Source organism: Terribium retamae, assembly GCF_022347545.1.
GTDB lineage: Bacteria > Pseudomonadota > Alphaproteobacteria > Rhizobiales > Rhizobiaceae > Mesorhizobium > Mesorhizobium retamae.
Genome location: NZ_JAKREW010000001.1, coordinates 687,513 through 710,343 on the forward strand (window position 1 = coordinate 687,513; position 22,831 = coordinate 710,343).

Annotated in this window: 15 protein-coding genes and 2 tRNA genes; 5 read left to right on the top strand and 12 right to left on the bottom strand. The window is 57.1% G+C overall.

Features of this window, described 5'->3' with window-relative positions; genetic code table 11:
- Positions 1–148: 148 nt before the first annotated feature.
- The 3 genes from L4923_RS03285 to L4923_RS03295 all read right to left on the bottom strand — a co-directional run bounded on the left by L4923_RS03285 (position 149) and on the right by L4923_RS03295 (position 1,397).
- Positions 149–817, bottom strand: coding sequence for a protein-L-isoaspartate O-methyltransferase family protein (locus L4923_RS03285; RefSeq protein ID WP_239361995.1), 669 nt, complete (start codon positions 815–817; stop codon positions 149–151).
- Positions 818–900: 83 nt separating this feature from the next.
- Positions 901–974, bottom strand: a tRNA-Cys gene (locus tag L4923_RS03290).
- Positions 975–1,139: 165 nt separating this feature from the next.
- Positions 1,140–1,397, bottom strand: coding sequence for a hypothetical protein (locus L4923_RS03295; protein ID WP_239362074.1), 258 nt, complete (start codon positions 1,395–1,397; stop codon positions 1,140–1,142).
- Positions 1,398–1,610: 213 nt separating this feature from the next.
- On the opposite strand from L4923_RS03295, the gene L4923_RS03300 reads away from it, so the two are divergent.
- Positions 1,611–1,685: transfer RNA gene (locus L4923_RS03300), tRNA-Asn, on the top strand.
- A gap of 108 nt (positions 1,686–1,793) precedes the next feature.
- Here L4923_RS03300 and tagF read toward each other — a convergent pair.
- From tagF to L4923_RS03330, 6 genes are all read right to left on the bottom strand, one after another.
- Entirely contained in the window at positions 1,794–3,179 is a 1,386-nt protein-coding gene (gene tagF / locus L4923_RS03305; RefSeq protein ID WP_239361996.1) for a type VI secretion system-associated protein TagF, read from the bottom strand.
- Positions 3,179–6,787 (bottom strand): type VI secretion system membrane subunit TssM, encoded by a 3,609-nt coding sequence (tssM, locus tag L4923_RS03310; RefSeq protein WP_239361997.1) that lies wholly within the window; start codon positions 6,785–6,787, stop codon positions 3,179–3,181. The genes tagF and tssM overlap by 1 nt, the downstream gene beginning before the upstream one ends.
- A complete protein-coding gene (tssL, locus tag L4923_RS03315; RefSeq protein WP_239361998.1) occupies positions 6,784–8,052 on the bottom strand; it encodes a type VI secretion system protein TssL, long form in 1,269 nt (422 codons plus the stop codon). Before tssL ends, tssM begins: the two co-directional genes overlap by 4 nt.
- Before the next feature lie 111 nt (positions 8,053–8,163).
- Positions 8,164–9,501 carry a type VI secretion system baseplate subunit TssK gene (tssK, locus tag L4923_RS03320; RefSeq protein ID WP_239361999.1) on the bottom strand — a complete coding sequence of 446 codons (1,338 nt, stop codon included), beginning with the start codon at positions 9,499–9,501 and terminating at the stop codon, positions 8,164–8,166.
- Positions 9,502–9,520: 19 nt separating this feature from the next.
- Complete coding sequence (gene tssJ / locus L4923_RS03325) at positions 9,521–9,991, bottom strand: type VI secretion system lipoprotein TssJ (RefSeq protein ID WP_239362002.1); 471 nt, start codon at positions 9,989–9,991, stop codon at positions 9,521–9,523.
- 254 nt (positions 9,992–10,245) lie between these two features.
- Complete coding sequence (locus tag L4923_RS03330; RefSeq protein ID WP_239362004.1) at positions 10,246–14,214, bottom strand: hypothetical protein; 3,969 nt, start codon at positions 14,212–14,214, stop codon at positions 10,246–10,248.
- A 426-nt stretch (positions 14,215–14,640) separates the two neighbouring features.
- On the opposite strand from L4923_RS03330, the gene L4923_RS03335 reads away from it, so the two are divergent.
- Positions 14,641–15,234 (top strand): OmpA family protein, encoded by a 594-nt coding sequence (locus L4923_RS03335; RefSeq protein ID WP_239362006.1) that lies wholly within the window; start codon positions 14,641–14,643, stop codon positions 15,232–15,234.
- A 135-nt stretch (positions 15,235–15,369) separates the two neighbouring features.
- On the opposite strand, the gene L4923_RS03340 is transcribed toward L4923_RS03335, so the two are convergent.
- The 3 genes from L4923_RS03340 to tssH all read right to left on the bottom strand — a co-directional run bounded on the left by L4923_RS03340 (position 15,370) and on the right by tssH (position 19,380).
- Entirely contained in the window at positions 15,370–16,056 is a 687-nt protein-coding gene (locus tag L4923_RS03340; protein WP_239362008.1) for a hypothetical protein, read from the bottom strand.
- 151 nt (positions 16,057–16,207) lie between these two features.
- Positions 16,208–16,684 (bottom strand): Hcp family type VI secretion system effector, encoded by a 477-nt coding sequence (locus L4923_RS03345; RefSeq protein ID WP_239362009.1) that lies wholly within the window; start codon positions 16,682–16,684, stop codon positions 16,208–16,210.
- Positions 16,685–16,785: 101 nt separating this feature from the next.
- Positions 16,786–19,380, bottom strand: a complete 2,595-nt coding sequence (gene tssH, locus L4923_RS03350) for a type VI secretion system ATPase TssH (protein ID WP_239362010.1) — start codon at positions 19,378–19,380, stop codon at positions 16,786–16,788.
- 193 nt (positions 19,381–19,573) lie between these two features.
- On the opposite strand from tssH, the gene tssA reads away from it, so the two are divergent.
- The 3 genes from tssA (at position 19,574) to tssC (ending at position 22,804) form a co-directional block, all read left to right on the top strand.
- The gene (gene tssA / locus L4923_RS03355) at positions 19,574–20,683 is read left to right on the top strand and encodes a type VI secretion system protein TssA (RefSeq protein ID WP_275448202.1); all 1,110 of its coding nucleotides are present in this window, start codon (positions 19,574–19,576) and stop codon (positions 20,681–20,683) included.
- A gap of 114 nt (positions 20,684–20,797) precedes the next feature.
- On the top strand, positions 20,798–21,319 hold the full coding sequence (tssB, locus tag L4923_RS03360; protein WP_239362012.1) for a type VI secretion system contractile sheath small subunit: 522 nt from the start codon (positions 20,798–20,800) through the stop codon (positions 21,317–21,319).
- A 3-nt stretch (positions 21,320–21,322) separates the two neighbouring features.
- Positions 21,323–22,804: a type VI secretion system contractile sheath large subunit gene (gene tssC / locus L4923_RS03365; protein WP_239362013.1), complete on the top strand. Its 1,482-nt coding sequence runs from the start codon at positions 21,323–21,325 to the stop codon at positions 22,802–22,804.
- Positions 22,805–22,831: the final 27 nt, after the last annotated feature.

Genomic DNA, 22,831 nt, shown 5'->3' on the forward strand with positions numbered 1-22,831 from the left:
ACGCAAGAACGGCCGCCGTCGTTTTTGGCAACCGTCATTGCGTGTTTATGTTCCCTGCCGCTAGCCCGTCTCCCCAAATCCGAACCGTCGGCAACGATCTGTTAATACAAGCCATCATGCCGCGGCGTAGGCCGCAAGAGTAAATCTCTCAGAATTCGAAAACACGCACACGTTCGAATCCCGGTAGTGGCTTTATTGCCGCATTAAATGCACGCCGTCCGGTCGCGATACCAGTAGTCTTCAAAAAGAGACGGGCCACACCTGCGTTGCCGTGCCCTTCCACGGCGACGAGACGACCGCCTTCGGCAAGCTGGTCGAGGAGCGCTTGAGGCACCTCCTCCACGCTGCCACCAATGAGAATCACGTTGTAGGGCGCATTCTGGGCATAACCGTCGCGCAGTGCGCCCTCGACAACGGTGACGTTGTCGTAGCCGAGCGAGGCGAGCGTCGTGCGGGCGGTCTCGGCCAGACCCGAATCGCTTTCGAGAGCGGTGACCGCCCTCGCGAGCCGCGACAGAATCGCTGCCGAATATCCACTGCCGCAGCCGACATCCAGCACGCGGTCTTCGGAACCGATTCCCGCCAGCTGTAGCAGCTTGGCCAGTGGCGACGGCTCCATCATGTAACGCGGTTCTCCGGCCACACCGGAGAGTCGGATATCCTCATCGATATAAGCAAGATCGCTTTGGCTGGCCGGCAAGAAGGCTTCACGCGGTACTGCAAGGAAAGCGTCGAGTATCGGAGCGTTCGTCACGTCGGTGGTGCGCAGCTGGCCATCGACCATCTTCACGCGGCGTGCGGAGAAATCAGCGCTCATGTTCCAACCGTCCCGCTTCCGGCGCGAATCATGCGCCTACAGTCTTCCAGAACGCCCGCCGACGCACAACGCCGGCTCGGGATTGGAGGCCTCGCCCGGAATCGAACCGGGGTGCAAGGATTTGCAGTCCTCTGCGTAACCACTCCGCCACGAGGCCTTATCGCTCCCGGCGTTCCACGGCGCTTCAATAGGTTGGGCCGTTTTGGCAGTCAAGGACACAAGCTCCATTCTGGAAACAAATCCCTAACCTATTCTGAACAGGACCTCGGCGCCTGTTTCGGCGAGGGCGAAACGACAGGTGAAGCACGTGCGGATGAAAGGTCTAGGAGCGGCGGCGCCGCTCCCACCACACCACGATGCGGCGGCGGTGGCGTCGAATCACCGCGAACTCGTAGGAGAGCACCAGGAAACCGACTGGCAGCATCCACAGGCCCAGAACCGGCAGGAACCAAAGCAGGCCACCGAACAGGAACGCCACACCGATGGCGATGCGCAACGCACGCGAGCGTGGCAATGCGAATTCGCGCCCGAAAGCCGAAATCTTGTGTTTTCGTTTGCGAGGCTCGCTGTCTGCGCTCATGCCTTGCACCGTTTCGCTCATCCTTGCTCCTCTGCCCGGTGAAGTCCGGACGCCTCAAACGCCCCGATTTGCCGGCATTGGCGCCTGATATGATGGCGCGCTGTGGCGATTGCGAGAACGCGTCGCAGAAAAACCTTCAAAAAAATACGAATTCCCGCTTTGCAAAGCCGAAAAGGATCGCTATAGCCAGCCCCGTTCACACGAGAGCCCTGTTCCCCGGTAGCTCAGTGGTAGAGCAACCGGCTGTTAACCGGTTGGTCGCTGGTTCGAATCCGGCCCGGGGAGCCATAATCCGAGACCTTGATATTTACAGCGAGCTGGTCAGAACGGCTTACGGGCAGGATCATCCGCAAATCGGGGTCGGCTGCGCCCGAACTGCGACAATCGCAGCGAAAACTAGCCACCTCCCATGCAGCCAATCGCCAAGTTTCCGCGAGTACCACGCAAAAGCGCAAGTTCAAGCGCAGCATGTGCCAGCTCCGATGGAGCAGACACTTGCACCAACACCTCACCTAATTCCGCCAATAAATCGGGCCTCCTGAACGCCACATTGGCGACCAGCAATCGATCATCCGGTAGCAGGTCAATCGGCAGAACCAGACATTTACCGTCAAGCAGCCGCCGCACAGTTCCGTCGTCGCCCATCGCGTCATTTGATAACAAAAGTGCCATCTCTGCGCCGCGGATACGGCCGCAGAAGTAGTCGCCCGCGCAAACAAGGTAAACGCGTCCGGGAAAAACCCCATCCTGGAACAGTGCCGCAAAGCTGAAATCCGGGAGAATGTTGACCTTCTGCGACGAGGTCTTTGCCGACAGAAACGACGCCAACTTGTCTAATTCTTCTTCGTCGAGCGTCGCCGCCTCGTAATCCCATAACCCAGGCAAAACCCTGCACACCAATCGCGAGACCATTGCCTGGAAGGCCGTAGCGAAACGACCGTCGGAAATGATCAGACTGTTCCTGAAGGGGTCTATGGCGCCAAAAGACGTGTTGTGTCCTGAAGCGTTGCCGGGATGGCAGATAAGATAGGGCTGCAAACCTCCATGGCGTCCTGCGAGTTCGATCTGACCATTGTCGCTTTGCGTCAACGCCAGATCGCGAACTTCCATCCATATCTTTTCGAGGTCAGCAAAGACGTTCCTGTCCCGCAACAATCCAGCGAAGGCCGTCGGTGCAGGCAAACCGTGGAGGCTGAATATTTCCGCTTGCCGGTAAGTACTCCCGCGTGTCCACCAGACGGAAGCGTCGTTCCAATCAAGGCCCGCAAGCACCTCATCGAGATTGCGAAATTCGGTTTCCGGCAGGATCTCGGAAATCAGCAAGTTGGCGGACGCCTTGCCAGCCAACTCCCTTTTCTGGAAATCGACAAGTCGATAACCAAAATGGTCGAGATCGAAATCATCGTCGAGAGCAGACAGCAACAGCGGTTCCAGCCGATCAAGCATCTTGTCCAGCCTTGACAGCGTGCTGGCGTCCAGTGCTGGCTCGGCGAGCTCGCCCAGAATGGCGAAAGGAAAGTAGCGCCCGATCCGGTCGACACTGGGAATCTTGATACCAAAGGCGACGGAGCCACCGCTGCCGATCACAAAGCGCCAGACGGGAGCGGTCAGAAAGCTCTGCAGCCAATCGTCGCCAAGCACGCGGCGACTTTCTTCCATACCCTGCTGCATCCAGCCGTCCACCAGCTCACGCAGGCTCCGGTCGACATTGCGCGAAACGAAATCGCCATTCGAAGGCACCTTGCCGAAATAGCCCAACCGAACCAGCCGCAGCGCCGCCATCAGAGCCGTTCCGGGCAGCGGAACTCCGCCAAGTCCGAGAGATTGAAGGGATTCAACACGGAACCCACAACGACGTTGAAGCCGGCATAACGTTTGCCGAACGCGAATGTCGCCGTGAATGTATTCTCGCTGGTGTTTTTACGCCGCGCCATATCAAAGAGCCTGAACATCGCCCAGGGACCCGTGCGCTGAGCACTCGCGTTGCTGCCCGGCGGTTCGAACGAAATTCGCGCCGAGCGATTGCCGTCCCCCGGCCATTTCAGCTTGGTGGGAGCGATAGGCCCGTGATCATAGGTGATCACCTGGTCGTTGATCGTAAGGTTGACCGACGTGGAATCATTATCCAGCGTCGCCGGCTCGATGTCGACCGATACGCTGAGCTCGGTTCCGTTAGCGAAGAACGCGGACTGGATGCGCCGTGCACGCTCGAATTGCGCGAGCGCATCGCTGGCGACCGCTTCATTGCCAGCCACACCCGTCCAACGCCACGGGCTTTGCGAAACATCGACAAATGGCTTCATATGCAACTCGAAGAACGTCGAAAATTCACCGCCCGGACCGAAAATTCGGTTGAAGTCGTCGATCGCGACATCGTTTTGGGCGTTGCGTTCGAACGGGTAGCGTCCTTCGAGCGCCCGCTTGCAGAAACGCCCTCCGGTAACTTCCCACTGGTTCGAGAGAGCCTCCTGCACACCACTGGCGGTCAGTTTCGCGATGCCGGCCGCCAGTTGTCCAAGCCAGTTGTCAACCGGCGGCGGCGCCAGTTGCGCCTCTGTCAAGAGGCGCTGGTTCGCGCTTGCCAGCGCCCCATCGACGCCGAAGATCGTCTTCACTTCGCTGCTGCTCGTCGCAGCCTTGGTCAGTTGCATATGCAGTTCGTTGAAGATGGGCGTGAGGGTATTGATAGGCGCCGGCTGTTCGCCGTTTGCGGCTGTATAGTCCCGCAAACTCGCGTAGGGATCGACGGCTCCCGGCCCAAGATCATCAACAAGATAAAGGAGCTTCCTGGCATCCTCACCCAACGGCTTGCCGCCATAGAGTTCGGCCGGCGGCGTTACGGGAAACTCTGCCGCTTTGTCTGCTGCCTCTTCCTGTGTGGCGACGGCCTTGGACGCTTCTCTCGCCTGCGGTGAGACAGGTGCCGGGTCTGGACGCGTCGTCAGATCGGAATCGCGACCGATCGCCGAAGCGAGATTTTGCAACGGATTGTTGCGCGCCACCATCAGGCTGACGAGACTTGCAGCTTGGGTCAAATCGGAAGGAGACCTGATAGCCATGTCCTGCACCAACTCGCCCCAGGCTTTTCGATAGTCGGCCAGATAGAGATTGATGACACTTCGCTTGACCTCGTCGGAATTCAGCCCGGCAGTATAATCTTCGCCGAGCACCCATCCTTCCCCGAGAAACCGCTCGGTTGTTTGCCCGATCTCTCCGAGGATCGCTGAATAGAATCCCTCGCGGGTGAAGATGCCGCGAATACCGTCGCGTAGAGGCTTGCCGCTCTTGCGTTCCAGCAACATCTCGCCGCTTGGGCCGGTTTTGTCTGAAATTCTCCAGTCCGGCAGATGCCGTGCGGCCGTCCCGCTTGTCGCCACCTGATAGATGCGTTCGGCTGGACTTTTTGCACGCAAGGCTTGCCTCGCTTCCTCGACCAGCTTTTCATCGATGGCCAAGGTCTTCATGTCGCGGAGCGTAACCAGTGCGCGTACATGCTCGACAAGAGCTCGCCGCATGGCCGCTCGGCCTGCCCCCGGAAAACTTGCTTCGAAATCGGCCGCCAGCGTCTCTTCGGCAAAAACGGAGTCCATTTTTCCGAATCCGCCGAACATCAAATAGAGCTTGAGCTTGTTGTAAAGGTCACCAGCCTCGATGCCTGGCTTGCTCATGCCGTCCTGCAGGTAGACCAACAAGCGCGGCAGAAGAAGGCCGTTGAGCCCTTTGGCATAGGAACGGTCAATGCTTTCCGCGAGCTTCCTCTCTTGAGACAAGCCAAAATAAAACCAGCGGTCGATACCCTGAATGTCGTTGTACCGAGCTGCACGCAGGTAATTCAGGGGCTCGACGGTACGAACGACGTCACTGTCATCCACGTTTTCCACGCGAATATTCGAAGCATCAGTGTTGTAGAGTGCAATCTTCTCATTGACCGCACTGATCGTCGCCCGGTTCGTGAACCAGGCATGAGTCCAGCCGGCTGCAATGAGGCAGGCAAGCGCAATTGGAACGGAATAGAGTGCCGCGGTCAGGACGCGCTTGCGGCGATGAACCTTCGGATCGGTGGTGACCAGATTGGCTTCATTGAAAATGACTTCGTTGAATAAGCGGGACAGGAAATACGGCTTATGACCGGTGCTTCCGGATGCGCTCATTTCAGGCAGGAAAGCGAACCGCTCCGATACCGAAGACCGGATCTTGTCGTAGACCTGCCCCGATTGCGTCGCGGACGCGAAATAAACCCCGCGCAGAATTGGAGATTGAGTTAGTTTTGATGCTGCAGTCAGTTCGGCGACCTGCTCGATAATCGCAGACTTCATCGCAGCGAATTGTGCTGGAAAGCGGAAAACGCGGCTCCGCCTGATATCATCCGGCTCCTGCTGCATGCGTTCAACCAGAAGGCGGTTCAGCCGTTCGAGGATCAGGTCATACTGAACGCCAAAAGCGTCAGCAATCTTTCCCCTCGATTGAGAGACGCCGAGGGGAAACGTTGTTCCCAGGACCTGTTCACGGTCGAATTTGTTGAACGAGTCGAAAAACTCGGCAAAGCCTGCGATCACATCGACCTTGGTGAAGACAAGGTAGACCGGAACCCGGACTTTTAGGGCATCTTCAAGATCGCGCAGGCGCTGGCGGACTGTACGAATCTCCTTCAGGCGCGCCTGTTGGCTTTGCGTAAGGGCATCCTCGACACTCAAAGTCACGATAACGCCGTTAATTGGCTTGAGTGGGCGATGCTTCTTCAGAAGCCCAAGGAAACCTTGCCATGCAGTGGAATCGACCGTCGCGTCGCTGTCCTGGGTGGTATAGCGCCCGGCCGTGTCGATGAGGATCGCCTCATCGGTGAACCACCAGTCGCAGTTACGCGTGCCGCCGACGCCTCCAACACTTTCCAAATCCTCGCCAAGTGGAAAGTTGAGACCGGAATTTGTCAGCGTCGTGGTCTTGCCCGAACCCGGCGCGCCGATGATCATGTACCAAGGGAAATCGTAGACAAAGTTGTAGCGCTTCTTCGTCAGGGCGCGCATCTTCAACAATGCTTCCCTGAGGCGTGAACGCAGCTCGCCGACTTCTTCGCGCGATGCCGCTTCGGGATCGATCTTGTCGCCGTCCGCCAAGCCTTCGATCAGCGCCTTGTCCCTGCGGCGACGGCGAATAAAAGAGACAACGAGGTATATCAGCCAGCAAACGATGACGACTGCGATTGCGATAATGCGGCGGGTCTGATCTTCGAGTGGCCTCCATGAGCCAAAGCCCAGGCTTTCACCGTAGAACCAGATGACAACGCAGATCGCGCACACCCAGATGAGCGACCAGAATCGGCTCCCCTTTAGGAAGCCCAGATAGGAGTCCAGGTAAGATTTGAGAGTGTAAAACCAGGAGAGGAAGTTCATTGCGCGGCGCCCTGCCCCTCGACGGTTACGTTCTCCTTGGTGTCTTTGGCATAACGCACCAGTATTTCAGTCCGCCTGTTTGCTTCCTTCCCGCTTGACGTATCGTTGGTATCGATGGGTTCGGTTTCGCCGCGCCCTTCGAAGGTTATCCGTTCCTTCGGCACCATTTGTTCGAGTATCTTTGCAACCGCTTCCGCGCGCGCCGTTGAAAGGTGCCAGTTGGAAGGGAATGTCACGTTCTTGATTGGCGAATTGTCGGTGTGACCGGTGACGAGGACATCAAAGCGCGCGTCGTTGATGGCCTTCCCGATATTCTCGAGCAAGGTCCGAAACGCCGGATTGATCTCCGCCTTTCCGGGCGCAAAAAAGCCTGTGTTGCGGAATCGGACCAACACCTCGTTGCCGTCGCGCTGTGCTGTCAGAACGCCGCGCTGCACCTCAGGCCGCAGGAAACGGAGGAATTTCGCCATGGGATCGTCTTGCGGCGCCGGCGGCTGCGGAGCGGGCTGCTCAACCTTGATGCTTGGCACCCCTACCGGCGGCAATTCCGCGGCTGAAACGATCAAACGATCCGAATCCGTGTTGAGAATATTGAGGATGCCGACATAGCCCAGCGCAATGGCCAGAACGAGAAATGCCAGAAACGCGGGAAGAAGGTGCCTAAGTCCTTTTTTCGGATCACGTGCGTTGACGCCTCGCCAATTCGGCGACAGCTCGCGCTCGAAGTCTGCCATTGTTCCCTTGAGCGTGCGGTAGAGGCTGTCGCGATAGTGCGACAGTTCCAGCGCACCACGCGCGCTGACACGCAAGCGCCCGCGAAAGCCGAGCGACAAGCACAGATAGAGAAGCATCAGAACGTCGCTGTTCCGACCTGGATCGCGATGCAGATGCTCGAGAAGGTCGAACACACGTTCGCCACCTTGCACGTCGCGATGAAACATGGAGACGAGACTGTTCGATCCCCAATTGGTCGCAGCCCCCCAAGGGGTCGCAAGGACAACGTCGTCAATGGTGGCGCAGAGCACGTAGTGTGCAACGCGAGCGTTTTCGACATCGACGCCAGCATTGGCGACCTTGCGCTCATAGGAACGCATCTCATCGACTGCGGCCATACGCAGCCGCTCCGGATCAGGCACATCCGGCAGCGAGCGCAATCTGTCGAGCAAATTTAGCTGCGGCCGGGCAGCCGCGACGAGGAATGGCATACCCGAAGAGCGGAAATCGATTTGGGGGGCTGCAGATCCGCCTTCGACGGCTGTCAGCAACGTCCCGCCATCTCCTCCAATGTCGGCGCGTCCGGAAGCCCTCGGTCGACCCGGGCTGGGCTTAATGACCGTGGGTTCGCTCTTCCACGCGTCGTCGCTATCGGCCATCGGCTATGCCTTGATCGCCCACAACTCGATTTCGATCGACGGGAACTCGCCCGCAATGTGCAGCGCTATCCCCCCTGTCGTGGTGAGCTGTTTCCAGAGCGGCCCATCCTTGTCGAGTTCAAAATAAGTCGTGCCGGGCCTGTAGGGCAATTGACGCGGCGCGACCGGAAGCGGATTGATGGCGATGCCCGGCAAAGCGACATTGACCAATTCGGCAATGCGCTCGACCGGACCAATCTTGATTTGCCGCGGAAGCGACGATCGCAAGGCCTCCTGCGGGAGATCCGATCGGACCGCAAGCACGAAACCCGAGCCGGTAAGCAATCCGCGATCGCTGATCAGGCCGACGCGCACCCCATGACGGCGTTCCTCCAGCGGAATTTCGATTGCCGAGCGCTCGAGCACCGTCGACAGTGATTCGCGAATATCTGCCACGACCGGGGCAAACGAACTTTGCAAATCTGCGTGCCTGTAGCCGGAGAATTCGATACCGCGCCGCCGTTCCTTGGTGAAAGTCGATATCTCTCCGGCCAGTTGCACGAACAGCGCATAGAGCGCTTCCGGATGTGTGGAACCGAGATTCTGGAACCGGTGGCGCAGAATCGCTTCGTAACGATTGAGTACCTGGAGGAACTGAAAATCGGAGACCTCCGCGGTGCCGCGTACCGAAGGGTCGCCCATGCGATCCGCAATGGCCTCTGCCCGATGCGTCACGATGCCCATGATCTCGCTGGCAATGCTCTCAAGAACCAGAGAGGCCCCACAATTGAGAGTTGTCGGAATAAACAACTCATCGAGGATGACGTTCTGATCTTGTTTAACCTCGAGCACACGCGCGATGGCTATGCGCTCGAAGCCCGCCATATCCTCGCCTTCTAGCTTGAGGCGGAGTTTAAGGCGACCGATATCGATCGGCATGACGATCGAACTTCCAAGATTGGTGTCCTGGCTCTCATATCGGACGGGCTCGTACCGAACGTTGCGCGCATCGCTGCGGCCATCACCGATCTCTGCACCGCCTTTTTGCGCAATAGGCAAGGCTAAGTAGACCAAACGATCCTTTTCGCCCTCGGCGATTTCAAGTGGCGGCGGCAGATCAGTTGCGCCAGGCGCATCGAACGCGGTTCCGTCCGGCATCAATCCCGCGACATCAGATAACCCAACCCGACCGGTTCCAAGGAGTTGCTTGTTGATGGCCAGGCGGCTCACACCCCATGGGAATGCAACCAGGGATCGGCCCGTATGAGCAACAATATTCTCGGCCCACCGATCGGCCTGCTGGAAATGCTGGACGCGAAGGAACATGCCTTCGGTCCATACGACTCGGTTTTCATGAGTCATTCAAACACCCCGCCCCTTGTCAGCGAGCGGAAATCGATATCGACGACTTACCTGCGCGAACGACAAAACTGTCACTCGTACCGAGAGACGACACGGCGCGCCAATTGGCATTATCGATGTTGCGATAGCCGGCGATCACACCAAGATATGCGCCATCAGTCCCCGAATTGACGCTTAATTGCTTGGTCTCTCCAGGTCGCAGGGAAATGGAGCGGCTATCCACCTGGTCCGCGGAAATCGCGGATCCACCTTTCAATCCGAAATAGTCTTGCGACTGAAATGCGCCCGTGGAGCGCAGCACATATACCTGAACCGGCAAGGGAGCAGCCCGCCCATCCGGTCCTGGATTCACATCGCTCGACGCGCCAAGGGCCACGCTAATCGTGCGTGCCTGCGGTTGTTCGCTGGTTTGAACTCCACCAGGAACGCTGACACACCCCGCTGCTGCCAACAGCAATATCCCTGCCGCCGCATATCGTGTCGCTGCCATCACAGCTGCATTTTGGCCACTAGACCGCATCGTTCGCTTCCATGAAATCTTGAAACGCCCGTCTGTATCTAATTGGGATCACGACAAAATTACAACCAACATTCGAAACAAACGGATCGTGGCCTGCCCTCGCGTTGCGAATCCGGACTTTGATGGCTTGCATAGCAGAGCTAACCAATCGCCAGACTGGCCCGCTCTATTTGATCCACCGGCAACCCTAGCGTCCCAATACGCAGACGAGCGTTGCAACCAACTCAGAACTGCAGCCGCAACTGCACAGTGGCCCCACCGCTCAACAGACGGTCAGAGAATTTGAGATCGCCTCGAACGGTCGCATTCAACTGGCGCGCCTTGAGGAAACTGCTTTCTGGCAGGATCTTGAGGTAGTCGAGGCCAACGCTGACCTCGCCAAAGGTGCCGACACCTTCGGACGAAAGATCCTGGGTTACTTGCGAAACCGGATCGTAGAATGTCGAATTGGCCTTTGCCCCGAAATCAGAATAGACCGTTGCCGTTACAAAAGGACGATACGCAGCCGTCTTGTCAGCATTGAGGAAACTGCGGGCTAAAGTCACGCCGCCGAAACCGACAACAGACCATTGATTTTCAAACGAAAGACTGTGCCTGCTTCTGAAAACGAGGTCATCCGTTCTCAGGTAGGAGACGCTGGCACCCGCCGACGGCACGAGGCTGTAATCTCCAAATGTGAACGCATAGCTTGCTGTTCCAGAGGCCGTCAATCGCGTTGCGTCGATGCCCGCATCCCTCAGCCCGAGAACCGGACTGTTCAGCGTGTAATCGAGATAGTCGAAACGGGTTTGCAGTTCGGCAACGAACTGCCCCTTGGCCGCCGAAGCATAGACACCGCCGTAATATTGGTTGAAATCAGCGGTAACCGATGTCTCGTCAATGGCTTGCTTCGACCGCCCCATGTTGAAGCCACCGAACCCCCCGATCGCGACGTCCCAACCGGAACTGCCAATGTTAAAACATTGGAAGTCGGCGCCACCCTGGTAACCGCCATAATAAGCATCAACTTCCGAAACCTGATCTTCGAGGCCACCGGTCGTCGTGCCGCTGATCGACGCCGAACCGCCGGTACCGCGTGACCACGGCCCCACACCACATTCATTGGGCTTTGCTTCGTAGGCAAGGCCGCCCACAAACGCGCTGTTCGGGCGGTTCACCACAGTTCCCACCATGGAGTTGATCAAGGCAAGGCTTCCAGCGATCGCACCGGCATTGGGGTTCACGCCCGAGCTTACAACCCAGTCCTGACCGTCCTTGAACATTTCATATTCGATGATGCCAGGTTCGAACGGCAGTCCGGTCACGGTGAACTGCGAATCGTTCGTGCCGGAAACATCAAAAATGGTAACAGGGCTGCCAGTCAGAACGCGCTGGCCGTTGGCCAGGTCACCGCCAACGGTAAAATTGAGATTGCCGGTTCCGGTCAAGTTGCCGTTGACGACAATTTTGTCTGCTGTGACACGCTGGTCTACGCCGATGAGGTCGATGTTGTAGGTCGCGCCCTGACTCTGCAGGTTTCCATTTACGGTAAGGCTGTCGCTTGTACCGTTGCCGATCATGTCTATGACGCTGCCCTGCTCAAAGCGTGTCTGAGCGCTCGAGATCGTCAGGCCGTCGCGGATGGTGAGCTTTCCTCCTGAGCTGTTCGTGAAGAATTGCAACCCGCCAATGGTATTGTAACCGGCAGATGCCAATGTTCCCTCATTCACGAATCCACTCGACGCTTGCAGGCTGCCGGTCAAGTTGAACGAAGCGCCACTTTTGTTGGAGATGTCTCCCTTCACACTCCCCTGAACGTAAGCCCGATCAGAATTCGCGAAAGTGCCGGCAATTGTACCCGAATTCTGGAACACCCCCGCTAGATTTCTTACGTCGGCCTCGACGGTGCCAAAATTTACGAACTCACCGCCATTCACAGTGACCGAATCCAGCATCCGACCGGCGGCTTGGTTTGTTATCGTGCTTCGAGTTGCGGTCACTGCTCCGGTTACCATACCCGAATTGACGAGCCCACCATCGAATTGACCGCCGGCATTGTTCAACGTGCCGCCGGTATTGACGGTGGCTAGCCCCGAAATCGTCCCCGTATTTGTTGCAGCGCCGCCATTGTTGACGGTCAGTGTACCGCTGATCAGATTCAAGTTGCTCAGCGTCCCGCCGTTGACGGTGGCCGCCGCTACCGTGCCAGAATTGGTGAATGTGCCTGCGTTGTTGACGACGTTTGCAACGGAGCCGTCTGCAGCGTTGACGCTGACACCGGAGTTAATGAGCCCGCCATCGAGACGTCCGCCGGCGTAGTTATTCAGCGTGCCACCGGCGTCGACCGTAGTGACACCGGTTATCTGACCTGTGTTTGTGATAGTGCCGCCGCTGATCGTGGCTGCCCCGGCCACCGTCCCCGAATTCGTAAATGTGCCGGCATTATTGATGACACCTGCAATGGATCCACCCGCCACATTGACGCTTGTGCCGAAATTGACCAGCCCACCGTCGAGATGGCTACCGGAATTGTTGTTCAGGATACCGCCATCATTCACAGTGGTTAAACCGACAACCACCGCGCTATTGGTGATTTTGCCGCCATTGTTGACTGTCACCGTGCTGTTGATCAGGTTATTGTTGATCAACTCGCCACCGTTAACGGTCACAGCACCTTGGATTCGGCCGATCGCATTGTTGGTCACCGTGCCGTTGTTGACTTCAAGTGTTCCAGTTACCGTACCGGAATTAGACAAGGTGCCTGCATTGTTCACGACACTCGCGATCGTCGCGTCCAAAGCATTGGTGCTGGTACCGAAATTGACGAGACCGCCACTCAACTGACCATCGGTCCTGTTGTTCAAGGTGCCGCCAACGTTCACGGTGGCGAGCCCGAAAACCAGCTCGTTGTTGGTTACCCTGCCACCGCTGTTAACTGTCAGCGTGCTGCTGATCACGTTACCGTTAATCAACTCACCGCCATTGACCGTGACAGCCCCATGCAGTTCCCCTGTACCAAGGTTGGTGACAATGCCACCATTGACCTCCAACGTTTCCGTCACAGTGCCCGCATTGGAGAAGGTACCATCGGTGTTGACGATAGTCGTGATCGTGCCACCCTGATGATTGATGCTGGTGCCGGAATTGACCAGACCGCCATTCAATCCACTACCTGTGGTATTGGTGAGCGCGCCGCCTTCCTCCACAGTCACCAGTCCACCCACCGTCTCGTTGTTTGTGGCAGTACCGCCGTTGTTAATGGTTAGGGTGCCGAATATCCGGTTGTCGTTGATCAACTCACCGCCATTGACGGTGACAGCTCCATGCAACTCCCCTGTACCAAGGTTGGTGACAATGCCACCATTGACCTCCAACGTTTCCGTCACAGTGCCCGCGTTGGTGAAGGTACCATCGGTGTTGACGACGGTCGTGATCGTGCCACCCCGATGATTGATGCTGGTGCCGGAATTGACCAGACCGCCATTCAATCCACTACCTGTGGTATTAGTGAGCGCGCCGCCCTCCTCTACCGTCACCAGTCCACTCACCGTCTCGTTGTTTGTGGCAGTACCGCCGTTGTTGATGGTTAGGGTGCCGAATATCCGGTTGTCGTTGATCAACTCACCGCCATTGATGGTAACATCTCCGTGCAGTTCCCCTGAAGCAAGGTTGGTGACAGTACCGCCATTGACTTCGAGATTGCCCATCACGGTGCCTGCGTTGCTGAAAGTACCCTCACTCGTCACGTCGGCATCGAGTTCGCTGTTAGTACCAACATTCACTGTGCCTCCGCCGTCGATGCTGATCCCTCTTTCTGCGGACAGACTACCTCCGTCCAAGATATTTATCGTACCGCCCGTCACATCAACGGTACCGCCACCAAAAAAACTATCCACCGCGAGTGAGGCAGCCGTTCCGGATATGGACAGTGTCCCGCTCCGCATGTCGAGGCTGCGTATCGTTCGCGCATCAACGATGGTCGGCTGAAATGTGCTTCCGCTCGCGTCGATCCGAACATTACTTGAGCTTACGGGCACGCCACCGCCGTCCCAGTTACCGGCCGTGCCCCAGTCCGAGCTGCCATCCCCATCCCAACGCTGCTGCGCATGCGCCGCCAATCCTCCATCCAGCAAACCGGCGGACAGGACGCCGCACACAACCAAAGCCGTCGACGAACGCAGCACCCCGCGTCCAGCCCTGCTGGGTGCTGCCATGTTTATCAAAGGAACAGACACTCGCGATCTATTGCGCAATAGCATGGAGACTATATTCCCGCTTCCCCCGCCACGATCGGGCGCATGGCCTGCTGCCGAAACAACTCGAATGTGAAACCCACTATTCGTTCTCTTATACAAAATCGTGAACCCGGCAATTCCACTCGGCGCAAAAATGTCGACCGGATGCCGAGAAAAGATTCGCGAGTAGTTTCCCCGCCACATTAACCACTCGCGCCATCAAAGCACTTACAGTCAAGCCTCAAAGTCGTTCACCTGGCAGATTTGGATTAATTAGGACAAACTTACGCCTTCGCCGGCGATCATTTCTACGCCGGCTGAAAACTCGACTTAACGTGATCCGGAATTGTCGGCCGGTAGGCGGCAAAACTCCACTACCACAAAGGTACTAAAGCCTTTCTCCCATTGACTTTTAGGGCCACTCTGTTAAGAAATTTTTCAACACTTTTATTGGCAGAGGGCAAAATCCAGATGCACAAGGTTTGCATTGCTGCGAGCATGGCTTTCGCGCTGACGACGATCGTTGCACAGGCCGATCCAGCCTATAAAGCCGAGCAAATCGTCCAGCATTTCATCAAATCGGCAAAACTCGGCGAGGCCAGAGCGATCTGCATTGGTACCGACCAGGAATGCAAAGCCAAGGCTGAAGCGCCTCTCGAAGAGATCGACATGCGCGTCAATTTCGAGTTGAATTCGGCACAGTTGACATCGGATGCGAAAGAGACACTTGAGCAATTCGCCACGGCGCTCAACGACCCGCGCCTCGAAATAGCAACGTTCGAGGTCGACGGTCATACCGATGCGCGCGGCACCAAGATTTTCAACGATCAGCTTTCGATTGAGCGCGCGAAAACCGTCGCTGATACTTTGATCAATCTTGGCGTATCCAAGGATCGAATCAAAACGCACGGCTATGGCATGTCAAAGCCGTTGAATTCTGATCCTTTTGCTGACGTGAATCGGCGCGTCGAAGCACGCATGGTGCTGCCGAAGGACTAACCTTCCGACGTTACCGCTGTTCAAAAAAGGCTGCTTCCGAGCAGCCTTTTTCTTTTAGGACGTGCCGGAGTCATTTAAACAAGTAACGGGAAGCGCACAGCCGGGCTCTCAACCACTACGCTATACTTTGCAGCTTCAACGCCCGGATGCGTTGAGAGACAACGCCACCACATAAAGACGCTCGGAACCGTCGCGTTCACTCGTCAACCGAACGGCGAGTGCCCTCAGATCGGTCGCCTCCTTAGCATTGAGATGAACGACGCGTCCGAAGGGTTCCCGAGCCTGATATTTGAACCGGATATCCGGGCGCCCACCGTTAACGGCCCAGTTTTCAATCATGAAGCGCTGACTCATGATCGCGTCATTCACCACATCACCCAGCCGCTCCATACTACTGACGGAAAAGGTGACACGACGCGCACGTTCCTGACGCGCGAGCAGGACATCGTCCGGAACCGCGACAAACTGGCTGCGAAGCTTCAAGATTTCGCTGCCGCGAGATCCGGTCGCATAGCTCGATTGATCGAGCTTGACTTTGCCGGCAGCGACCGTCGCGACAGACAAGACTTTCTGCAATGTTTGAGCTGCCGCCGGAACAGCAATCGACCGGTTTGGATCGGCACGAGCGGAGCTCTCCGCCGGTAACCCACCGCGTGTCGGTATTTTTCCGGGCACGCGCGGTTGCGGTCCTGTTGCGCTGGAAACGAATTTACGCGCCAGCATCTCCACCTGCTGGGAAGACTGGCCACTCAAAGCAACGGACCCGCGAATGAGAACAGCCGCGAGATGCAACGGATTCAGCGCAATCTTGAGTTCTTGCACCTCCGCGTCTTCAACCCCTTTGGCAGGTCGCGGCGCAGACGGGCGGAGGTAGTATATATTCGACATGGCAACCATTCTACGCGCGAACGCCGCCAAGAAAAAAGGATGCCTGAACGGCATCCTTCATTTTTTCTGCGCTTATAGAAAGAGATCAGGCCGCGCGGGTGGTCGTCAGATCGTACGACGCGATCATCGGCGACTTCGGGTTGTTCATCTCATCGTACGGGATGTACTTCACTTCCATCTTCGTGAAGTTCAACCGCACCGTCTCGACTGGACGATCTCCTGCAGTATCGACTGAGTAGTTCGCGATCAGCGTATTGGTCAAAATGTATTCGATATAGGTGTCGCCCGGCGAGCCAGTCGTAACCAGATGAATGGTCGCACGCTTGCCAGTCTTACCAGAGCAGGCTTCCTGGAATAGTTTCGTCGAAGAAGAATCACTGACCTTGGTCAAGATCATTTCGCTAATGGTCGGCTCCGAAGCCTCGCGATTGGCGGTCGATCCAGCAGATGTGTTCATATTACGCGATACATCCCAATGGATAGCCTCGATGTCCATCCACTGCTTGTGAGTCTCGTGAGTTGCATCCCCCTGGATGCCGTCAAGCTGCAAGTAAATCGGCATTTTATACTCCCGTATATTAGGCTGCCCTAAAACTCTAAGGATCAAACCTAAATGCAGTTTGATTGAACATGGGCCCCACGCTTCGTGGCAGCCCCCGCATACTAGGTGATCTTAACAAGAATTTGACTGTCCTCGTCAACCGAAATAACCGCCTGTTGGACAGGTTTCTTATGAAGAACGAATGCGAGAACTTGTCGAGACAACTCTGGCAATATCTGACGCGATATAGTTGATTCAATAGCCCTGGCCCCAGTGTCGATCGCTTGCGACCGGTTTACTAGGAGATCGATCAAAGCGTCAGACACTTCCAGCCTTGCGCCATATTGATTAGCCAGCCTCCGTTCGATCTTGCTCATCTGAATTCTGGCAATATCCGCCAGGACATTCGGCGCGAGGGGCAAGTAAGGTACTATCGCCAACCGCCCTAGAAACGCAGGCTTGAATTGTTCCAATAGTTCCGGCTGCAGGAGATCAAGCAGCGCCTTGCCCTCAGGCATCGTATCCGGATCAGCGGACAGGGCTGTCAGTGTTTTTGTCCCGGTGTTTGCCGTCATGATGATGGTGGTGTTCTTGAAGTCGATATCCCTCCCTTCACCATCCTTGAGCATGCCTTTATCAAACACTTGATAGAATATGTCCTGCACGCCCGGATGGGCCTTGTCGATCTCGTCCAGAAGCAAGGCCCCATAAGGTTTCTTGCGGACAGCCTCGGTCAGGATGCCTCCCTCGCCATAACCGACATAACCGGGTGGCGAACCGAGCAAGAGAGAGACTTTGTGCTCCTCTTTGAACTCCGACATGTTGATGATCGTGAGGTTCTCCTCGCCGCCATAAAGCAGCGAGGCCAACGCCAGAGCCGTTTCAGTCTTGCCGACGCCAGATGTCCCAACCATCAGGAAAACGCCCGGCGGACGCCGCTCGTCGCCAAGGTTTGCTCGCGCGGTCACCATCGCGTCCGCAATGCTCTTGAGAGCGTGATCCTGTCCGACGACACGCTCCTTCAGGCGGTCTTCCAATGTCTGGACCGTTTCGACGAGGTCGCGCATCAGACGTCCAACCGGAATTCCCGTCCACCGTGCGGTGACTGCCGCGACCGTTTCCTTGTCGACAACCCGGTGGATCAGCGGGCTCTCACCCTGCAGTTCTACGAGTTGAGTCTCCAGCTCAAGCAGCCGGGCCACATTGCGGGCTTCGTCCGCCTCGACCTCGTCTGCTTCATCCACCAGCTTGCGTTCGGTTTCGAACTGGCGGTTCAGTCGATCGAGATCCGTTGTCAATCGCGCCAGTCCAGTATCGATCTCAGCAATGCGCTCTGCGACACTTGCCTGATCCGGCTCTGTCTCCAGACGCGTCCTTTCCATCCTCAGGTGATCGCGGCTGCGTTCGGCATCCTGTATTTGAGCGGGTGTTGTTATGCGCGAGATCGAGACTGATGCACATGCCGTATCGATCAAGCTTACGGCCTTATCCGGCAATTGGCGCCCTTGGATGTAGCGCGTCGACAGCGTGACGGCCGCTCTCACCGCCTCGTCGCGGATGCGAACCTGATGATGCTTTTCCAACGCATCCACTAGGCTCCGTACCATACGTATCGCAGTTTCCTGGTCCGGTTCACCGATCTGCACCGGCTGGAAACGGCGCGTCAGCGCGGCATCTTTCTCGAAGTATTTCTTGTACTCGGCCCAGGTCGTCGCGGCGATCGTGCGCAATTCGCCACGGGCAAGTGCAGGTTTGAGGATGTTGGCGGCATCGCCTTGGCCAGCCTGACCGCCGGCACCAATCATGGTATGGGCCTCATCGATGAACATGATGACCGGTTCCGGCGAGGCCTTGGCTTCATCGATTACGCCCTTTAGCCGCCGCTCGAACTCTCCCTTCACGCCGGCACCCGCCTGGAGCAAGGTCAAGTCCAGACTGAGCAGCCTGATGTCGCGCAGCTTTTCAGGCACGTTCCCAGATGCGACTTCGATGGCAAACGCTTCGACAACGGCTGTCTTACCGACGCCGGCCTCACCGACGAGAATGGGATTGTTCTGGCGCCTGCGGACAAGAATATCGACGATCTGGCGCATCTCCGCATCGCGACCCACGACGGGATCGAGCTTGCCGGCCCTCGCCTGTTCCGTCATGTCGATCGTATAGGATTGAAGAAACTGGCCGGGTCCGGCTCCGGTCGCATGCGCCTCGCCAGCCCCTCCCAACGGGGCGCCTTGCCCGGCTGGCAAGCCTTCCGCCTGAGGACGTTCCGCCAGCAGCTTTTCCAGTTCCCCCAGCCGGATATCCCGCAACGGTGGTACGGCACCCACTACCACTGACCGCAGATTGCTGTCGCTCAGGCTCGCATAGAGCAGGTCAAGCACGTCGACGCGTTCCCGGCCGTGCTGCAATGAGGCGTAGAGCCAACCCTCCCGGGTGATGTCGATGACGGCTGGCGAGATCGAAGGCGCGCTCGTTTCAGAGCGCCCATAACGCGCGATCCCGCGATAGGCGCTCTCCTCTATATCCTCCGGATCGCCGCCGGCGGCCTCGACAATGGCCTTGAACTCGGAGGACTTCGCTATGCAGCCAGCGATCCAGTGCTCGATCTCGACTGCGCTGTTGCCGTGGCGCACCGCTATGGCCACTGCCTCCTCCAAAGCGACAACCAGCTCGCCATCGAGCCGGCGGATCATCAAGGTCAAATCGACTGCTGGCATTCGGTCCCCGTATTTCATCGCAGTGCCGCAAAACACGTATAGGTCTATTCGCACGGCCTGAGCCGAATTACCAGAACAGCACCTCGTGACTTGCATCACAGTATCAAAGCTCAGTCTTGTCGAATGAATTCCATAGTTTAGTGTAGGCGTGATGAAATTGCGGACTTAGCCAAAAGAACGGTCGAGGGGTCATTTGACAATCACGGACTATGTAAGAGTAGGACAGGTTTTCGGCGGGGATCATCCCACCGGCGTGAACCTGCGCGACGATCGGGAATTGGTTCGCCAATATCACCTTGTGCGAGACGCCCGATCGACCGCCCGCTCCGAGGATCGCTCCCTCGAGAACCCTGTGGTCATCGATCGCAACGAACGTGACCCACAGGACGATATCCATCCTCCTTCGGCTCGTTGGAAGGACGTCCATGATCTTGCGCTTGAAGCGCTGGAAACCCAGACCAAAGATATCGAACTGCTCGCCTGGTTGGCCGAGGGCGCTATTCGTGTCCGAGGATTCGAGGCGTTGGCAGGCGTGCTGAAGGCGATGAGCGAGCTGTTGGCCAATCATTTTCAAGCACTCCATAGCATCGACGACGAAAGCATCGCTGACCGGGTGGCTCCCCTTGCCGGCCTGAACGGAAGTCTCGACAGCGACGGCACGTTGATCCGACCGCTACGGCTCAGTTCCCTCTCTCCCGCCAGCATCTACGGCCGCATGAGTCTTTGGTCACTGGATCGCGCGCGCAAGCTTGGGGACAGTGCCGTGATGACCGAATTCCAACAGGAGTTCGGCCGCCTCGACGGCGCTCTCTTCCAGGCCCGCCGCGCGGCAATCGCGTCGTGCCAGCGCAGCATTGCTGAAATGGATGCAAGCCTGACGGCATCTTGTGGTGCCGATGGTCCGTCTTTCGGAAGAATCAAGGACGTCCTCGAAGACATCGACCGTGCCTACACTGAGCTGTCGGTCTATGTTCGCTTGCCTGAGGGACCTACCGAGATAGCCGAAGATCTCTCCGTAAGCTCCAGCGACGCAACTCCTCCGGCCAATGGCCATGTAGCGCCGCAAGCCAGACCCGGGCAGATCATGGACAGAGAGCAGGCTTTCCGCCAGCTGTTGGAAATCGCGGCATTCTTCAGGCGAACCGAGCCGCATTCGACCATTCCGATGGCGATCGAGACGCTCGTCCACCGTGGCCGTATGGATTTCATGGGATTACTTGCAGAACTCATTCCGGACGACAATCAACGCCGTGATATGCTCACACGTGCAGGAATCAAACCGCTCAATCCCGGCGGATCTTAATGCTTTGCGCGGCATTGACCTTGCCGGGCAGACGGTCTCGACATATTGATTATTGAATTTTAAGCCCGAACGGGTTGCGGCACGCCTACTATACAGAGATCGAGGAGAAATCGATTGGCCAGCATTCATGACAAACTGGAGCGGGTGCGCAAACCTCGCGTGCACATCAAGTATGAAGTCGAAACCGAAGGAGCCATGATCGAAAAAGAGCTGCCCTTCGTGGTCGGCGTTCTTGGTGACTTCACCGGCGATCCTACGCAGCCCCAGCGGCCGTTTGGAGAACGCAAGTTCATCCAGATCGATCGTGACAATTTCGACGACGTGATGAAGCGCCTTGCACCAGGCTTGAACCTGCGCGTCGAAAATACGATCGACGGCCAGGGCAAGGAAATGGCAGTCAGCCTCAAGTTCGAGAAAATGGACGATTTCGAGCCCGGGGCGATCGTCGAGCAGGTGCCGGCGCTCAAGGCATTGCTGGACGCGCGCAACGAGCTGCGCGATTTGCTGAGCAAGGCGGATCGCTCGGAAGACCTTGAGGTTCTTCTGGAAGGCATCCTTCAGAACCAGACAGAGCTGAAGAAGCTTGCCTCCGAACTCAAGGCTTCGGGCAAAGGCAACGAAGTTAAAGGCAGCTAAGCTATGGCAACTTCAAGCAAGGCAAAGACAGAGACCACCGTCGAAGTCACCAGCAATTCGCTGTTGGCGCAGGCCGTGGCCGCCACGAAGCAGACGGCCGTCGATCGGACAGAACAGTTGCTGCGTACCCTGACCAACGAGGCTCTGAAAGGCACGGTCACCTATAACCGCAACCTTACAATCACCATCAATTCAGCGATCCAGAAGCTCGACGAGATCCTGTCGACCCAGCTTGCGGAAATCATGCATCATGAGAAGTTTCGCAAGCTGGAGGGTAGCTGGCGGGGCCTGCAATATCTGGTCAAGAATTCGGAAACCAGTGCCAATCTCAAGATTCGCGTGTTGAACGCGTCCAAGCGTGAGATCGCGAAGGATCTGCAGAAGGCGGTCGAATTCGATCAATCAAAGCTATTCAAGTCGGTTTACGAAGCTGAATTCGGCACGCCGGGCGGCGAGCCTGTCGGTTGCCTCATCGGCGACTACGAGTTCACCAACGACTTCGAGGATGTCGAACTCCTTCAGAACATGAGTTCGGTTGCCGCAGCAGCGTTCGCACCGTTCATTTCCGCGGCGAGCGCCGAACTGTTCGGCTTTCAGGACTACCGCGACCTGTCGCGACCACGCGATCTCGAAAAGATCTTCGAAACCGTGGAATATACGAAATGGCGCTCGTTCCGCGATTCGTCGGATTCACGCTTCGTCACGCTCACCATGCCGCGTGTGCTGACCCGAATCCCATATGGTCCGAACACGCTTCGCATCGATGAGTTCGAATACAACGAAGCGATCAAGTATAAAGACAGCCAGATGAACCATGGCGACTATTGCTGGTCCAATGCAGCCTATGCGCTGGGTGCCCGCCTTACGGACGCCTTTGCAAAATTCGGCTGGTGCACCGCGATCCGTGGCGCAGAAAACGGTGGCAAGGTGGAGAACCTGCCGGTCCACGTGTTCCAGAGTGACGATGGCGATCTAGACGCCAAATGTCCGACGGAAATCGGCATCACGGATCGTCGCGACGCTGAATTGGGCAAGCTCGGCTTCCTGCCGCTCTGCCACTACAAGAACACCGACTATGCCGTGTTCTTCGGCGCGCAGACCACCAAGAAACCCGAAAAGTACGACCGGCCGGAAGCGACAGCCAACGCTGCGATTTCGGCCCGGTTGCCTTACATGATGGCGACGTCGCGTTTCGCCCACTACCTCAAGGTCATCGGTCGCGACAAGATCGGCTCTTTCATGGAGGCCGAGGACTGCGCTGCCTGGCTGAACCGTTGGATCAACAACTACGTCAACGCCAATGACGACGCCGGTGCCGAGATGCGGGCGAAATTTCCACTTCGTGATGCCAAGGTGGAAGTCAAGGAAGTACCGGGCCGTCCGGGATCCTATGAGGCGGTAGCCTGGCTTCGTCCATGGTTGCAGATGGAGGAATTGACGACGTCGCTACGCATGGTGGCTCGTATCCCCAAAGCGCAGAACTAAGCGCAGTAGCCGCTTCTTGAAGCCCTC

What these genes read in the sequence shown, in the direction of transcription:
- L4923_RS03285 (WP_239361995.1), bottom strand. Translation starts at nt 817, where the DNA reads ATGAGCGCTGATTTCTCCGCACGCCGCGTGAAGATGGTCGATGGCCAG.
- L4923_RS03295 (WP_239362074.1), bottom strand. Translation starts at nt 1,397, where the DNA reads ATGAGCGCAGACAGCGAGCCTCGCAAACGAAAACACAAGATTTCGGCT.
- tagF (WP_239361996.1), bottom strand. Translation starts at nt 3,179, where the DNA reads ATGGCGGCGCTGCGGCTGGTTCGGTTGGGCTATTTCGGCAAGGTGCCT.
- tssM (WP_239361997.1), bottom strand. Translation starts at nt 6,787, where the DNA reads ATGAACTTCCTCTCCTGGTTTTACACTCTCAAATCTTACCTGGACTCC.
- tssK (WP_239361999.1), bottom strand. Translation starts at nt 9,501, where the DNA reads ATGACTCATGAAAACCGAGTCGTATGGACCGAAGGCATGTTCCTTCGC.
- tssJ (WP_239362002.1), bottom strand. Translation starts at nt 9,991, where the DNA reads ATGGCAGCGACACGATATGCGGCGGCAGGGATATTGCTGTTGGCAGCA.
- L4923_RS03330 (WP_239362004.1), bottom strand. Translation starts at nt 14,214, where the DNA reads ATGGCAGCACCCAGCAGGGCTGGACGCGGGGTGCTGCGTTCGTCGACG.
- L4923_RS03345 (WP_239362009.1), bottom strand. Translation starts at nt 16,684, where the DNA reads ATGCCGATTTACTTGCAGCTTGACGGCATCCAGGGGGATGCAACTCAC.
- tssH (WP_239362010.1), bottom strand. Translation starts at nt 19,380, where the DNA reads ATGCCAGCAGTCGATTTGACCTTGATGATCCGCCGGCTCGATGGCGAG.
- tssC (WP_239362013.1), top strand. Translation starts at nt 21,323, where the DNA reads ATGGCAACTTCAAGCAAGGCAAAGACAGAGACCACCGTCGAAGTCACC.